We start from the raw sequence: 14,648 nt of genomic DNA, 5'->3' as shown, positions 1-14,648 counted from the left end.
GATGATGAGGGAGAAAAATTTTTCTCCCTTTTCTTTTGGATAAGTTAACGGTGTTAATTAGTTTTACCACGTCAATAGAACATGGGAATTAAGGAAAGAAAATCGAGGGCTAAGGAGGATCTGAAAAAGGCGATACTTGATGCTGCCAAAAGATTGTTCAGTGAGAAAGGATTCACTGCGACTTCCATGCGTAATATTGCAGAACTGATTGAATTCAGTCCGACAACAATTTACCTCTATTACAAAGACAAGAACGAGATTCTGTTTGCACTGCACCAGGAAGGGTTCAGGTTGATGCAGGATAAATTCAGTGCCTTGCAGCATGTGGAAGAACCGTTTGAGCGGCTGAAAGCGATGGGCAGGATGTATCTCGAGTTTGCCGAGCAAAACCGTGACTATTATGATCTTATGTTTGTCATGGAAGAACCGGTCGAGCTGTGCTTTAAGTCTGATAGTGAGTGGGAGGAGGGTATGACAACCTACGGCGGACTTTACCAGACCATCCTTGCCTGTCAGCAGAGCGGTTATTTTAAGGGTTTTGAGCCGCATGGCTTGTCGCTGACCATATGGAGCATGGTTCATGGACTTTGCACCCTGAGCGCTACAAAAAGGCTTGAGCATATGGTAGATAAAAAAGACATGATTCCCGGGCTTGTTATACCGAAACGAACCTATGTATTTGAAACATTTGTAAAAATGCTTGAAAGAATAAACTAAAAAATTTTGAACTTAACTTAACACTGTTATTAAAATAAACGATGTCAACAATGATTAATTTTAAATGGCTGACGAAGCTGTTTTTCCGGGTTTGTCTGCTTGTGCCGGTGGCTGCTCAGGCCCGGCAGGATGTAGTTGATGGGTATGTGCGCGAAGGCTTTCGCAGCAATATTGTTCTGCAGCAAAAACAGGTCTCGCTGCAAAAGGCGGTAAATGCGCTTCAGGTAGCGAAAAGCATGTACCTGCCCGCTATCAGTTTCCAGGCGGCCTATCAAAGCGGACAGGGCGGCCGGTCGATAGACCTGCCTGTTGGCGATCTTCTTAATCCGGTGTACAGTTCATTAAACCAGCTAACCGGCACGGAAAACTTTCCACAAATCGCCAATGTTTCGCAGACCTTTTTTCCGAACAATTTTTATGATGCGAAACTGCATACAGCAGTGCCGATTTTAAACACCGACCTGGGCTATAACAAAAAAATTCAGGAGGCACAACTAGGTATCCAGGAGTTTGAAGTTATTATTTACAAACGCGAGCTGGCAAAAGATATTAAAGCTGCTTATTACAATTATCTGAGTGCGCATGAGGCGATCGGTATATATGAGTCGGCCGCCATGCTTGCTGCTGAGGGCAGGCGCGTGAATGAGGCCCTGTTGAAAAATGGAAAAGGGCTTCCTGCGTACGTTTTGCGTGCCAATGCCGAAGCCGAGCAGGTTGATGCCCAATTGAATGCTGCCCGGCTAAACGCCGCGAATGCCGCGGCTTACTTCAATTTCTTGTTGAACAAGCCGGCTTCCTCAGACATTGCGCCAGATTCGCAAGCGAAAGAGAGGCTGGCATCAGTCATGCCAACAGGCGAAGTTGATACGCCAGCTGCGGGCCGGGAGGAGTTAAAGGCACTTGACAAAGCCGTTGCTATCAGCGAGACGGCGGATCGGATGAACCGCAATTTCTGGGTGCCAAGAATAAACGGGTTCATTGACGTGGGCAGCCAGGCCGAGGGTTTTCGCTTCAATAGCAACGCAAGATATTACCTGGCGGGGATTTAGCTTGAGATACCCGTGTTTACCGGGAACAGAAACCGGCTGAAGATCAGGCAGTCATCGCTTGACACAAAAAATGCCGGCCTGAACCGGGAACTGGCCGCGCGGCAGCTGGAATTAAGCAGCAAAACCGCACAAAACAACTTGATTTATGCCTGGAGAACTTACGGTTCCTCGCTCAGGCAACTTGGGCCGCGGCCAGTTACCAGCGTCTGCTTGAAAAAGGCTATAAGGCCGGCAGCAATACCTTCATTGAAACGGTAGATGCCCGCAACCAGCTGACGGCTGCCCGACTCGCCGTCAATATTAATCTCTACAAGGTGCTGATCAATGCAGCAGAACTTGAACGTGAAACAGCTTCTTACCCCATTCAATAATACGCATCATGAAATCAAAAATTATACAGGCCGGCTTCGTGCTGGCCATTACACTGGCTGCTTGCTCTCAAAAAAAAAAAGAAAAAGACAGTTTTGCAGCACCAGAGATCCCGGTAACCGTCGTAGCGCTACGCCAGGAAGCCCCGGGAGCCGCCATCCAAACATCGGGCATATTCAGTACAGACGATGAAACGCCGCTCGCGTTCAAGACCGGGGGGCTTGTTGCCAGCATATTTGTAAAAGAGGGCGATGCGGTAAAGAGAGGCCAGTTGCTGGCCACGCTTAATCTGACCGAGGTGGGGGCGCAGGCCCAACAGGCCGGCTTGTCTCTGCAGAAAGCGGAACGCGATTACACCCGGGCGCGGGCACTGTACCGCGATAGCGTGGCTACACTTGAGCAGCTTCAGAACGCAAAAACTGCACTTGACGTTGCCAGGCAGCAGCAGCAAGTGGCGGGATTTAACCGCAATTTTTCTGAAATACGTGCCGCAGCCAATGGCTTTGTACTAAAAAAATACGTGAACGCAGGGCAGGTTGTAAGTCCCGGCACCCCGGTGCTGCTTGTAAACGGCGCCGGTGCGGGTAAATGGTTACTCAAAGTGGGCCTTAGCGATAAACAATGGGCATCCTTACGCATCGGGGATCGGGCAGAGATCAGCTCAGATGCAACCGGAGGTGCTACCTGGCCGGCCATGCTGACAAAGAAAGGTGAGGGTATTGACCCGGCTTCGGGAACCTTTGCTGCCGAACTGAGCTTTAACGCAAAACAGGGAAAGCTGGCGAGCGGGCTTTTTGGGCGGGCAAAGATTTATCCAGCAAGTGAAAGTAAAGGCTGGACAATTCCGTACGATGCACTACTCGACGGGGACGCAGGGAAAGGCTATGTTTTTGTAACAAACGACCGCAGGAAGGCCCGGAAAGTTCATGTAAGCATCGGCGGAATTGAGAATAACCAGGTATACGTTCGCTCGGGGCTCGAGGGTGTAAAATACCTGATCGTTTCCGGCAGCGCCTATCTCGATCAGGGCTCAGCCATAAAAATTACCAGACCTTAACAACGCCACATATGAAAATCTCAGAATACGCTGTAAAAAATTACCAGTTTACACTTATCATGTTTATCATGGTGGCGGTGCTGGGTGTTACCACTATATTGAATATGCCCCGGTCAGAAGATCCGGACATCAAGGCGCCGAATTTCCCAATTGTTGCAGTCTATCCCGGTGCCAGTCCGAAGGATATGGAAGAACTCGTGGTCAAACCCATCGAAAAGAAAATCTATGCACTCGACGACATCAAGGAGATCAAGACAACTATAAAAGACGGTCTGGCTGTGATAGCGGTAGAAAGCAAATACGCAGCAAATGTAGACGACAAATACCAGGAGCTTGTGCGCGAGGTCAATGCCTTGCGGAGCAGTCTGCCGGCAGACCTGTTCAGTCTTGAGGTCCAGAAAATTTCCCCGACCGACGTCAATGTGCTGCAGGTTGGTCTTGTATCGATGAACGCCTCCCGTGAAAAACTGCAAAAAGCCGCCGAAGACCTGCAGGAACGCCTGGAAAAAATTCCCTTTCTGAAAAATGTGGAGATAGCAGGCATGCCTGGCCGGCTGGTACGGATAGACCTTGACCCCGCAAAACTCGCCCAGTTGCGACTGCCTATTGGAACGGTCAGCAATGCGATACAGAGCGAACTCGCAAATATCCCGGGTGGAAGCATTAACCAGGGTACCAAGTCTTTCAATATCAAAACCAGCGGCAATTATGAAAGTCTTGAAGAAATCAAAGCGACGGTTGTAGCCAGCGCCGGAGGGAAAAATGTTCAGCTCGGCGACGTGGCAGACGTTTACTTCGATTATGCGCCTGAAACGCATATTACGCGCCTGAATGGCTACCGGAGTGCATTTGTTGTTGCGGCGCAGAAGCCCGGGGAAAATATCAGCCGCACTCAGGAGGCTTATCTTCCGGTCATTGAAGATTTCAAAAAGACTTTACCCGCCAACATTGATTTGAAACTGAGTTTTGATCAGGCCGACAATGTGAATAACCGGCTTAGCGGACTGGGAACATACTTTCTCATCGCCATTCTGCTCGTGTCGGTCACGCTGCTGCCGCTCGGCCTGCGCGCTGCAACGGTGGTGATGATCTCTATTCCATTGTCGCTCGCTATTGGCATTGTCATAATTAACGTGTTGGGCTTCGATCTGAATCAACTGAGTATTGTCGGACTGGTTGTGGCACTCGGCCTGCTGGTCGATGACAGTATCGTTGTTGTAGAAAATATAGAGCGCTGGCTGCGGGATGGACACAGCAGAATGAATGCTACACTGATGGCAACGAAACAAATCGGCGTAGCGGTAATCGGCTGCACCGCTACCCTGATGATTGCCTTTATGCCGCTGCTGTTTCTGCCCGAAGCTTCAGGTGATTTTATAAGAAGTTTGCCGGCGGCCGTAATCGCCTGCATTATAGCATCGATGGTGGTGGCGCTGACAGTTGTTCCTTTTCTTTCAAGCAGGCTGCTGAAAAGCCACGCCGGGCATCCCGAAGGCAACCTGTTTTTGCGCGCATTTAAAAGAGGTATTCACAAAACTTACGCGCCACTGTTAAATGTGGCCTTGAAACACCCTGTTATGACCGTACTGGCGGCCATCCTGATTTTCGCCGGTTCGATGGCATTATTTCCTGTTGTCGGCTTTAGCTTATTTCCCCAATCGGAGAAACCGCAGTTTCTGATCAATATCGTAACACCGCTGCAGTCAAACCTGGCTTATACCGATAGTGTTACGCGTAAAATTGAAAAGGAGCTGGCTGCGGTTCCGGAAATGCGTTATTTCGCAACGAATGTAGGGAAGGGGAACCCGAGGATCTACTATAACGTTATCCAGCAAAACGAACGCAGTGATTTCGCTGAGATATTTGTGCAGCTTGACCCAGGCACCGGAACAGACCGGAAACAGGCGATTGTTGAAAGCCTCCGGCAGAAATGGACACCTTATCCCGGAGCAAAGATTGAGGTGAAAAATTTTGAACAGGGCCCCCCTGTAATTGCGCCTGTAGAGGTACGTCTGTTGGGTGATAACCTAGATACTTTGCGCAGGCTTGCCGTAGATCTTGAGCAAATGTTAAACCGGACGCCCGGAACCATCTATGTAAACAATCCGGTCAGAAATCTGAAATCAGATATAAAGGTCGATATCAATAAGGAAAAGGCCTTGTCACTCGGTATCCCCACAGTCAACATAGACCGCACTGTACGTTTGGCAGTGGCCGGCCTTACGCTCGGAAAATTCACCAATCCTGATGCTGGCGGCGATGATTATGATATCCTCCTGTCTGTGCCGAGGCCAATGTATCCCGACTTCAACGTCCTGAAGACACTGTATATAAACAACCTGGAGGGCACCGCAGTTCCGCTGGCACAACTGGCAGACTTCAGGCTGCAAACCTCTCCACTTACCATCAATCATTATAATAAGACGCGAACAGTTTCTGTAACAGCCTTTGTGAAGAAGGGTTATCTGACAGACCGGGTGGTCAGCGATGTGCAGACGCGCCTCGAGGGATATAAACTTCCTGCTGGGTACAGCTTCGAAATGGGTGGCGAGGTGGAAAGCAGGCAACGTTCTTTCGGTGGTTTTGGCAGCATCATTATTGTCACGGTATTCCTGTTTGTGGCCGTACTGGTACTTGAATTCAAAACGTTCAAGAGCACACTGATCGTTCTTTCGGTGATCCCGCTTGGTATTGTAGGTGCCGTGCTTTCGCTTCTCATCACAGGAAATACGCTCTCATTTGTTGCCGTGGTGGGAATGATCGCGCTGGCGGGTATCGAGGTAAAAAATACGATCCTGCTTGTGGATTTTACAAACCAGCTTCGCCAGGAAGGTATGTCGCTCGATGAGGCCATCCGCGAAGCCGGCGAGGTCAGGTTTCTGCCCATTATACTCACCACCCTGACGGCCATTGGCGGATTGATACCAATAGCGATTTCAACAAATCCGCTGATATCACCGCTGGCTATTGTCATGATCGGCGGGCTGATCAGCTCCACGCTGCTCTCGCGTGTGGTTACCCCGGTTATTTACAAACTGATGCCACCGGCTGTTGCCGCCCCGGATCAGGCTACAGGCATGTAATCAGACTGCCCGCCATGCAAATGGGGGCAGTTTCTTTAAATTATACGTTTCGTCAAAGCGGTTTTATTCAGAATAATTACTCAAAGAACTTTCTTAGGCCTACGGGAGAACCCTGCGGCCGGAATGCTTAAATAATTGCTATTTTAGGCCGAAAATTTTGATGAATGGATACTTCTAGACGATCTCTCAGTTCCCATGACTTGTTGGCTGTGCTTTCGCTTTCGCCGAATGCCACCGCAGTATATACGTCAGAAGACATCGTCATCGAAATGGCAAACGACGAGATGCTCTCTTTCTGGGATAAAGACCGCTCGGTTGTCGGAATGCCGCTTGCAGAAGCGGTGCCGGAGCTGGCAGAACAGGTCTTTATCGGCTTGTTAAAAAACGTCTGGCGCACGGGAGAAACGTATTCGGGTTCGCAGATGCCGGCTACGCTTCTAAGAAACGGCCTACCAACGCAGCGGTATTTTGATTTTGAGTACCGGGCCGTGAAAGACCATGCCGGCAAGACACGCTGCATTCTGCATACGGCCACAGATGTTACCGATGGCGTTCATGCACGTCTTCGGGCTGCCCAGGCCGAGGCCCAGTTCCGTGAAGTTATGGCGCAGGCGCCGATGGCGATCGGCCTGCTTGAAGGTCCCGATCTGCAGATTACAATGGCGAATCCCTTGATGCTCGATCTTTGGGGTAAAGAGAACTCGGTTGTAGGCAAGCCGCTGGCAGAAGGTCTTCCCGAATTAGAAGGCCAGCAATTTTTGGAGATCCTTCATGGTGTTATGCGCACCGGGCAAAGTTATCATGGCAACGAAACAAGAGCGTTGATCATGAAAAATGGCGTGCTGGGCGAATACTTTTTCAATTTTGTTTACCAGGCAATCAGAGACATTGATGGCCGGATCTCCATTATGATCGTGGCATACGAGGTAAGCGACCAGATTCGTGCGCGCCGGCAAATCGCTTACAATGAAAACCGCCTGCGTAACATGGTCATGGCGGCACCGATCGGCATAACGGTCTTAAAAGGACGCGAGCTGAGGGTCGAGATTGCAAATACTCCCATGCTCGGCATATGGGCGCGCACGACGGATGAAATGATTGGCAGCCGCCTGCTCGATGTTTTTCCGGAACTCATTGATCAGCCATTTCCTGAACTGCTGGCTGGGATCTTCGAAAACGGTAGGGGTGTGGCTATGAATGAAGTTGCTGTAGACATTCGTCGTAATGAAAAACTCGAGCGCATCTATGTGAATTTTGCGTATGAGCCTCTGTTCGAAGTCGACGGAACGGTCGAAGCCATTATGGCAACGGTTATTGACATCACTGAAGTGGTCGAATCAAGACTCAAACTGGAAGACAGTGAACAGCAGCTACAGGCCGTGAACGAAGAACTGACGGCTATAAACGAAGAACAGCTTGCCACAAACGATGAACTTCTTCAGGCCAATGATGAGCTGGTGGCGGCGAATGCAAAGTTGAAAGATGCGCAGAGCGAGCTGCACCATTACTACCGCCTTCTGGCAGACAGCGAAGAACGTTTCAAAAGTATCTTTGAGCATGCACCTGTAGGTATGGCGCTGCTGAGCGGCGAAGACCTGATCACAGAACTTGCCAATGATGAGGTCCTTAAAATATGGGGCCGTACGGCCGAAGAAATGATTGGACGGCCTCATGCCGATGCCAGGCCGGAGCTTAATGGCCAGCACATCCGCGAATGGTTGTTGCAGGCCATGCATAGCGGAGAGACGCGGGTTAATAATGAATTGAGAATCAAACTTCACCACAACGGCGGACTTCGCGAAGCCTGGGTAAATTCAATATATCATCCTATAAAAGATGGCGCAGGAAATGTCCGCTCCCTGCTTGTTATCCTCCAGGAAATAACGAGTGCTATCGTTGCACGAAATGCATCGCTGCAGGTACAGCAGATGTTTAATATGTCTATAGAATCAGCCAAGCTGGGTACCTGGAGCCTGTATGCAGAAAGTCGTCAGTTTGTGCCTTCAAGCCGCCTGAAAAGCTTGTTTGGCTTTGAAGAAAATGCATATATGAGCTATAAAATGGCCATGCGTCAGATTGAAGAGCCTTACCGCAGCGAAATGATGGACGCCATCGAACAGGCGCTGAGCGGCGGACAGGAGCTTGATATGGAATTTCCGGTTAAACGGCGTTCTGATCATAAACAGATCTGGCTGAAAGCTTCAGCAAGATATTTTCCTGCGCAGGAGAATATGCCTTCGCATTTTTCGGGAACCATGATGGATATCACCGAGCGTAAAACTGATGAAATTAGAAAGAATGACTTTATTGCTATGGTAAGCCATGAAATGCGTACCCCGCTTACATCGGCGAGGGCCTATGTTCAGATGCTTGAGAAAAAAGCGAATGAACGGGCCGACGCACAACTGGGTTCTATGCTGGGCAAAGTGCATAATCAGATGATTCGCCTCACTTCACTGATCAATGGCTTCCTGGATGTTTCACGCCTGGAATCCGGGAAGATCAAACTCCAACTTGAGACTTTCTACCTCAGCGAACTTTTTACTGAGATATCGTCAGAAGCAGTTTTTCTGGCCAGAGAACACCGGCTTCAGATTGAACCATGTGACAATTTTCAGGTACATGCAGATAAAAACAAAATCACCCAGGTCATTACAAACCTGGTTAGCAATGCTGTAAAATATGCCCCCCGCAATACAAACATCACGCTGAGTTGTAAAATCAACGGTAACAATGCTGAAGTCAGCGTAAAAGACGAGGGATCTGGTATCAACCCGGAAGACCAGCGCCGTATTTTTGACCGTTTTTATCGTGTAGAGGCAGACCATACGCGCTCCATTTCGGGCTTCGGCATCGGCCTATACCTTTGTGCCGAAATTCTTCAGCATCACCAGGGAACGATCCGGGTAGAAAGCGAGTGGGGTAAAGGGTCGACCTTCATCTTCACATTACCCCTTGCAGGCCAGGATTGATGGCGGCCGTGAACCGGGAAAAGTAGAGCTCATTTATATATGCTCTTATTCTGTAAGACCCCGGCTTGTTTTCCGAATGTTCGCATATGGCCAGACGTGCAATGAACCGGATGCCGCGATGGTTTCAGGATTTGATCTGAGGAACGCAAATTCATGTTTCGTTAACATTGTCTTTATAAGGCACACGTAGCTTTGCAGCGTAAATATTTGGTTAGTATTTATTAGTTTGGTTAGTTACTAAGAGCCTTGATGGATGTCAGGGCTTTTATGCGTCAGGAACTTTTGGTTTTTATGACTCCGACATCCGGGCGGGTATTGTAAAAATAAAAAACCCCGGCAGTACGAAGCTGCCGGGGAACAATTAAAGAAAGGATTGGTAAAAAACTAGTGGTCGTGAGATTCGCTGTTCTCGAAACCAAGCACGGCCAGGCGAACCGGGCGTGCACTCACCTTGTGTTTTATTACATTGCTGAAGTTTTCCAGGTCGATCTGATGCACTTCACCGGCCGAAGGAACTGCAACGTATGCATATCTTGCTGTTGCCTCAAGCACAGGTTTGTAGGTGTCTGCTGCCGGAGTGGCACCAATGGCCTGACCTTCTTTTTTCAGCGCGCCGCTGCTGAGGTCATAAATGCGAAGTTTGCCGTCAAGCGAAAGTACAAACAGGTTTTTGCCTGCATAGTCCGTTTTGCACTGAATCGCATCGGTACCGCTGTATATCGTTGTCATCCTGTTGTTAACAAGATCAATCATGTAAGCGCCCTTGGTTGCAGCGTAACCGATAAACTTCTTAGCTGATTTTGCGTACAGGATGGTTCCCAATCTGAATGCGCCAAAGCCATCAGGATTAGGGATCATGCGCTGTTCGCCGGTTTGTCTTACGACAAGTGCTCCTCCGGCTGTGTTCGCCGAGTTTGTGAACGCACCAAAAACCGCATTTGAGCCGTCGGTGGCGTTACCGTGAATCGCCCCTGTTTCGAGCGTTGAAGCATGAACCTGCGCACCGGTTTTATTGATCACCTTTACGCGTGTAGGCGAAGCGCCCTGGGCTGCGGCTACGGTGACCGCATAGGTTCCGTTCCCGAATTGTGCCATCGCACCATGATGCGGCAATAAGCCGGCGTTAACAGTTGTAAACCTGGCACCGGCAGTATTAAAATCTGCTTCATTGCCTACACTTAGTGTACCGTCGCCATCATTAAAAATCAGCGACTCTGCACCGTCACTTTTAAAATGGGTGGGTTTAATGCCTGATGCTGTAATGGCTGCCCACTTCGGATTGTTGGCCACGTCAACATGGTCCTCATGCGATTGAAGGCCCGTGTCAAATACCTCAACCAGGTTGTTGGCACCATAGAGAACAGCAGCATAACGACCGGAAGCCGTAGCATAGAGATTTGCCAGCGGGAATTTGCCGTCATAACTGGTAATGGCGGCTGCAAACGGATCAATCTGGGTAAGTTTGGCACTGCTTTCGTCGCTCACAAGCACCCGTACATACTTAAATTCTTTACCATGGTCATCATGGTCATGATCATCGGGATCAGCCGGATCTTTTTTACAGGCAGCGAAACTGCCGGCCAGCAGCGCGAAAAGCGCAATTTTCTTTAGGTTGTGTTTGTTAAACATGATTTGGGTTTTTATTTTTTACTTAATTTTTATACTGATTCCCTTTAGCGTCTGCCAGCCTTCACGGTCGGTAAGGCGTACCAGAAAATGGTAATCGCCCGGATCTGCATCAGCAGGAATGTCAAATTCAGTGACAGCTTCATAACTTGCAGGGCTCCCTTCAATAGGGAAATTTCTAATCAACAGGTAGGGTTTAACGGCAGTTTTTTTAGGTTCAAGCGCACAATCGTTCACTTCGGTGCTATGACTGTGGTGGTCGAAATTATGATGAACATCTATGCTGTAAGAGCCAAGTGCTACGTTGTCAGAGAAACGTGCTTTGAAACTGATCTTCTGGCCACGGGTAAAGGTGCCGCATTGCTGCGGTGACGCTCCCTGGTAAGCCAGGTCGATCACGGGATATGTCGTGTCTACCGGTGTTTCATCTTTACTGCATCCGGCCAGGATCAGACAGGCCAGCGGGATCAGGAGTTTAGTTGTTTTTTTCATGATATATGTCAGAGTTGTATGCGAATGGGAATGCTTTTATATGCGTGAATGCCATGCGTTGAGTTTGTATACAGCAGTACCAGGGTATAGTTACCCGACTGCCAGTTACGCGAACCGTTAACCGGTGTGCCTGATGGTTTTTTGTTATCGGCCGCTGCCCCGACAGCAAGACTTGCAGATACTGAAAAAGGGCTGCCTTTTGCCAGATTGGTATGTAAAGCATCGGCAACAACGATTGCCTTGCCGGCATCTACCTGGCTGATCAGCTCTGGGTAATGATTTGAGGCCTGACTGATTAACACGGCATAAAACTGTCCGTCATCCTGCGTTCCTGTTATATTCACATTGAGTGCAATCGGTTCGTCTTTCTGAAACGTTTGGCTTGAGGCCGGACCCTGAACTACCATAATTTCCGGCTGTACCTCCTGGTCGGCAGGGTTCAGGATCGACAGTTCTTCAGTCATCCTGGTTTCAGTGCCGTTCTCATCGCGAACGAAAAAGGTGAAGTCATAGCGGCCTGCGGGCGCGGTGGTGGGAATGCTGAAATGCTTGTGTATCGTTGTATTTTTTACACCCCTGAATTCAGCCCAGTCAAGATCCATTTTCCACGGTGCACTGTATTGTACGCCACTTTTTTGGGCGATGGAAATGCCCGTAGCCGCGATCCTGACCGCCGCGGTAACCTGCGCTTCAAAATGAAAGTCTTTGCCTATATAGGCTTTGCGCTCGTTGCCGCTGCCTATTTCCAATCCGGTCACTTCCGGCTTCGCAGCGTCTGTACCTGGCTGCTTTTTGCAGGCGCCAAGAAAAATGAGCGCACAAAACAATACGATTAGCTGATTATATTTCATGTTAGTTGTTTTTTTTCTGATGATGTCCGAAAGGCATGCTGATACTGAGCACGATGTCGCGGCCCATCTCAGGCAAGTCAATGAGTCTGTAGAAACTCGTATGAACGAAGTATTTCGTGTTCAGAAGATTCCGGATCTGGAGATTGAGATTTACAGGCTGTCTTCCCGCAAGCAGCGTAGCACCCGCGCGTAAATCGGCTACGCCGGATGAAGGCGTCTTCCGTTCAGGCGGGACGATGTTGTTTTGTGCTGCCGTGAGCCGGTAGTCGGCCGAAACGAAGGCATTTTGAAGCCAGCGACCGGAGCGGAATGCCTGTGTTGCAGAGAACAGAACCGATGGCGGCGGCGAAAAGGGGAGCGTGAAGCCTTTCTTATCGCCTGAGAGCTGGCGGGCGTAAAGGTACTCACCCAGCAATTCAACGCTGCGGCCGCCTCCCAGTTTCCTGCTCAGTTCCAGTTCCAGGCCATAACGCAACACGCGGCTTTGTGTGTAAGCAAAGATCTGGTTGCCGGCACCGTAGTCATAGTCGTGAAACGGTGTCGGGTTTAAATAGATGTAATTTGAAAAATAGTTCAGGTAAGGACTGAGTGTAATGTCCCAGGCATCGTCTTTCCAGCCTATTCCGGCATCCGCCTGGTAAGACTGTTCGGGTGCGAGTTCCGGATTACCGCGTTCATAGCTAAAATAATGGTAGTTGACGCCGTTTGCCGCAAGCTCTTTTGCAATAGGCACCCGGAAGCTTTTGCCGATGTTGAATCGGGCGAAAAATGGCATCGGACTGTAATTTAGTCCCGCAGACCAGGTCAGGCTGCTGAAATTACGTCCGAACGCTTCGGCGCGTGTCAGGTTCTCCTGTCCGCCGGCGGCGAGCGGCGTGCTGAACCAATCCCGGTAAGCGAAACTTCTGAAGTTCACATGATCATAACGGATAGCAGTCTGCAGCAGCAGTTTACTGCTAAGCCTGTAGTTATCGACCGCAAACAGACCGGCACTGAACTGACGAAAAGCCGGTACCAGGAAACTCCATCCGCTGATGCTGTTGCGCTGATTTTCGGTATTCAGGCCGACCGTCAGGCTATGGTGTTCAAAGGCGAGTGTATTGCGCAGATTAAAAGAGTACACATACTTGTCAAACTGCCGCTCAAGAGCCGGAGAAATGGTCATATCGGCAGGATAGGCGGGCGGCATGTAACCATGATTAACGTACATACTGTGTTCCTGTCTGAAATTGCGCTGGAAACCAAGTTCGGCTTCAAATAACTGTTTGCCCGTTTGCCAGCTGGACCTGTTTAAGATTTTAAAATGGTTTACCTGTTGCGATGGCATCAGAATATCGCCTGACCGTGCATCGTGCAGCGTGGCGTCGACCCGGCGCGGTTCGAGGCCGTGGGCATTCGCAAAAAATCCGCTTTTGCTCCAGACATTGCTGATAAAAAAAGTTGAACGGAAGGTGCTGTCCATATAACCTGCATTCAGGTGCAGCCCGCGTTCTTCGCCGGCTGTGTTGCGAAGGCGGTTGCGGTATAGATCGACAGGATAGTTGTAGACGTTAACCTGAGAAGCAGGCACTTTGTAGTCACCGTAATCCTGGTAACTAAAGCGGCCATCAGCAAACCATTTGTCGCCTTTAACAGCGGTTTGTACAGAGCCGCCGATCAGGTTGTTATTGCCTTTCGCTATCCCGGTTACCTCTCCGCTTACGCCGTTTACCGTCGGAGCAGCAGGTGGTTCAATGCGGACAACACCGCCAATCGCATCAGAACCATACAAAAAGGAGGCGGCCCCCTTTACAATGTCGACTCTGCCCGCCGCAAACTGATCTATCTCGAGGCCATGATCTGCTCCCCATTGCTGGCCTTCATGTTTGACGCCTTTTTCTACAACAACAACACGGTTGAAACCCAGGCCGCGAATAAGTGGTTTTGATTGCCCTGAACCGATACCGATTGTTTTTACCCCTGGCAACCTTTCGAGCGTTTTCATCAGGCTGCCGCCGAGGTTGCGGGTAATGAAGCCAGCGTCGACACTGCGCAGGTTCATGGGTTGCTCACGAAACTGGGCATCGCGGGTGCCGAGTATTTTTACATCTTTAAGCTGCCGGTTCAACGCCAGCAATCTAACCCGTACCTGTACAGAAGTCTGCCCGACAGCGACACTGCGGCGCTGCGTTCTGAATCCTGCCTTCGAAAAGGTCAGTTCGAAACGGCCCGGGCCAGACAGCGGCAGAAAAAAGTTACCTGCGGCATCAGTGCGCACCCGCTGGTCGCCAAAGGAAACATCTGCCCCGGCGAGTGGAACCTGGTCTTCGTCAAAAACGTGTCCGTCTATATGGAGCTGCTGCGCAAAACCATACGCAGGCAGCAGCCACAACAGCAGCAATACAAAATACTTCATGAAAAAAAGAGAAAAATACAGCCAGCAGATTATCCGG

Annotated in this window: 11 protein-coding genes; 6 read left to right on the top strand and 5 right to left on the bottom strand. The window is 49.7% G+C overall.

The window, feature by feature from the left end; genetic code table 11:
* Positions 1 to 81 precede the first annotated feature (81 nt).
* From EJV45_RS02360 to EJV45_RS19610, 3 genes are read left to right on the top strand one after another with little or no spacing between them, the layout of a single operon-like run.
* The gene (locus tag EJV45_RS02360) at positions 82 to 717 is read left to right on the top strand and encodes a TetR/AcrR family transcriptional regulator (RefSeq protein ID WP_129714041.1); all 636 of its coding nucleotides are present in this window, start codon (positions 82 to 84) and stop codon (positions 715 to 717) included.
* Between the two features lie 50 nt (positions 718 to 767).
* Positions 768 to 1,766, top strand: coding sequence for a TolC family protein (locus tag EJV45_RS02355; protein WP_240755168.1), 999 nt, complete (start codon positions 768 to 770; stop codon positions 1,764 to 1,766).
* Positions 1,767 to 1,778: 12 nt separating this feature from the next.
* Positions 1,779 to 2,024, top strand: coding sequence for a TolC family protein (locus tag EJV45_RS19610; RefSeq protein WP_240755167.1), 246 nt, complete (start codon positions 1,779 to 1,781; stop codon positions 2,022 to 2,024).
* Here the strand turns inward: EJV45_RS19610 and EJV45_RS19605 are convergent.
* Positions 1,925 to 2,134 carry a hypothetical protein gene (locus tag EJV45_RS19605; protein WP_240755171.1) on the bottom strand — a complete coding sequence of 70 codons (210 nt, stop codon included), beginning with the start codon at positions 2,132 to 2,134 and terminating at the stop codon, positions 1,925 to 1,927. The genes EJV45_RS19610 and EJV45_RS19605 overlap by 100 nt on opposite strands.
* A gap of 11 nt (positions 2,135 to 2,145) precedes the next feature.
* Here EJV45_RS19605 and EJV45_RS02350 point away from each other — a divergent pair, with 11 nt between their 5' ends.
* The 3 genes from EJV45_RS02350 (at position 2,146) to EJV45_RS02340 (ending at position 9,247) form a co-directional block, all read left to right on the top strand.
* On the top strand, positions 2,146 to 3,192 hold the full coding sequence (locus EJV45_RS02350) for an efflux RND transporter periplasmic adaptor subunit (RefSeq protein ID WP_129714040.1): 1,047 nt from the start codon (positions 2,146 to 2,148) through the stop codon (positions 3,190 to 3,192).
* Positions 3,193 to 3,203: 11 nt separating this feature from the next.
* The gene (locus EJV45_RS02345) at positions 3,204 to 6,275 is read left to right on the top strand and encodes an efflux RND transporter permease subunit (protein WP_129714039.1); all 3,072 of its coding nucleotides are present in this window, start codon (positions 3,204 to 3,206) and stop codon (positions 6,273 to 6,275) included.
* A 164-nt stretch (positions 6,276 to 6,439) separates the two neighbouring features.
* A complete protein-coding gene (locus EJV45_RS02340) occupies positions 6,440 to 9,247 on the top strand; it encodes a PAS domain-containing protein (protein WP_129714038.1) in 2,808 nt (935 codons plus the stop codon).
* Between the two features lie 384 nt (positions 9,248 to 9,631).
* On the opposite strand, the gene EJV45_RS02335 is transcribed toward EJV45_RS02340, so the two are convergent.
* The 4 genes from EJV45_RS02335 to EJV45_RS02320 are packed head-to-tail and all read right to left on the bottom strand — an operon-like array spanning position 9,632 to position 14,611.
* On the bottom strand, positions 9,632 to 10,876 hold the full coding sequence (locus tag EJV45_RS02335) for a hypothetical protein (protein WP_129714037.1): 1,245 nt from the start codon (positions 10,874 to 10,876) through the stop codon (positions 9,632 to 9,634).
* A gap of 18 nt (positions 10,877 to 10,894) precedes the next feature.
* Positions 10,895 to 11,365: a DUF4625 domain-containing protein gene (locus EJV45_RS02330; protein ID WP_129714036.1), complete on the bottom strand. Its 471-nt coding sequence runs from the start codon at positions 11,363 to 11,365 to the stop codon at positions 10,895 to 10,897.
* Between the two features lie 8 nt (positions 11,366 to 11,373).
* Positions 11,374 to 12,216 carry a DUF4625 domain-containing protein gene (locus EJV45_RS02325; RefSeq protein WP_129714035.1) on the bottom strand — a complete coding sequence of 281 codons (843 nt, stop codon included), beginning with the start codon at positions 12,214 to 12,216 and terminating at the stop codon, positions 11,374 to 11,376.
* A gap of 1 nt (position 12,217) precedes the next feature.
* The gene (locus EJV45_RS02320; protein WP_129714034.1) at positions 12,218 to 14,611 is read right to left on the bottom strand and encodes a TonB-dependent receptor; all 2,394 of its coding nucleotides are present in this window, start codon (positions 14,609 to 14,611) and stop codon (positions 12,218 to 12,220) included.
* Positions 14,612 to 14,648 lie beyond the last annotated feature (37 nt).

The sequence above is a fragment of the Pedobacter sp. SYP-B3415 genome, assembly GCF_004138205.1.
Lineage (GTDB): Bacteria > Bacteroidota > Bacteroidia > Sphingobacteriales > Sphingobacteriaceae > Pedobacter.
This window is presented reverse-complemented; position numbering and strand designations above follow the sequence as displayed.

Coding starts and splice junctions, on each gene's coding strand:
- EJV45_RS02360 (WP_129714041.1), top strand. CDS start 82: ATGGGAATTAAGGAAAGAAAATCGAGGGCTAAGGAGGATCTGAAAAAG.
- EJV45_RS02355 (WP_240755168.1), top strand. CDS start 768: ATGATTAATTTTAAATGGCTGACGAAGCTGTTTTTCCGGGTTTGTCTG.
- EJV45_RS02350 (WP_129714040.1), top strand. CDS start 2,146: ATGAAATCAAAAATTATACAGGCCGGCTTCGTGCTGGCCATTACACTG.
- EJV45_RS02345 (WP_129714039.1), top strand. CDS start 3,204: ATGAAAATCTCAGAATACGCTGTAAAAAATTACCAGTTTACACTTATC.
- EJV45_RS02340 (WP_129714038.1), top strand. CDS start 6,440: ATGGATACTTCTAGACGATCTCTCAGTTCCCATGACTTGTTGGCTGTG.
- EJV45_RS02335 (WP_129714037.1), bottom strand. CDS start 10,876: ATGTTTAACAAACACAACCTAAAGAAAATTGCGCTTTTCGCGCTGCTG.
- EJV45_RS02330 (WP_129714036.1), bottom strand. CDS start 11,365: ATGAAAAAAACAACTAAACTCCTGATCCCGCTGGCCTGTCTGATCCTG.
- EJV45_RS02325 (WP_129714035.1), bottom strand. CDS start 12,216: ATGAAATATAATCAGCTAATCGTATTGTTTTGTGCGCTCATTTTTCTT.
- EJV45_RS02320 (WP_129714034.1), bottom strand. CDS start 14,611: ATGAAGTATTTTGTATTGCTGCTGTTGTGGCTGCTGCCTGCGTATGGT.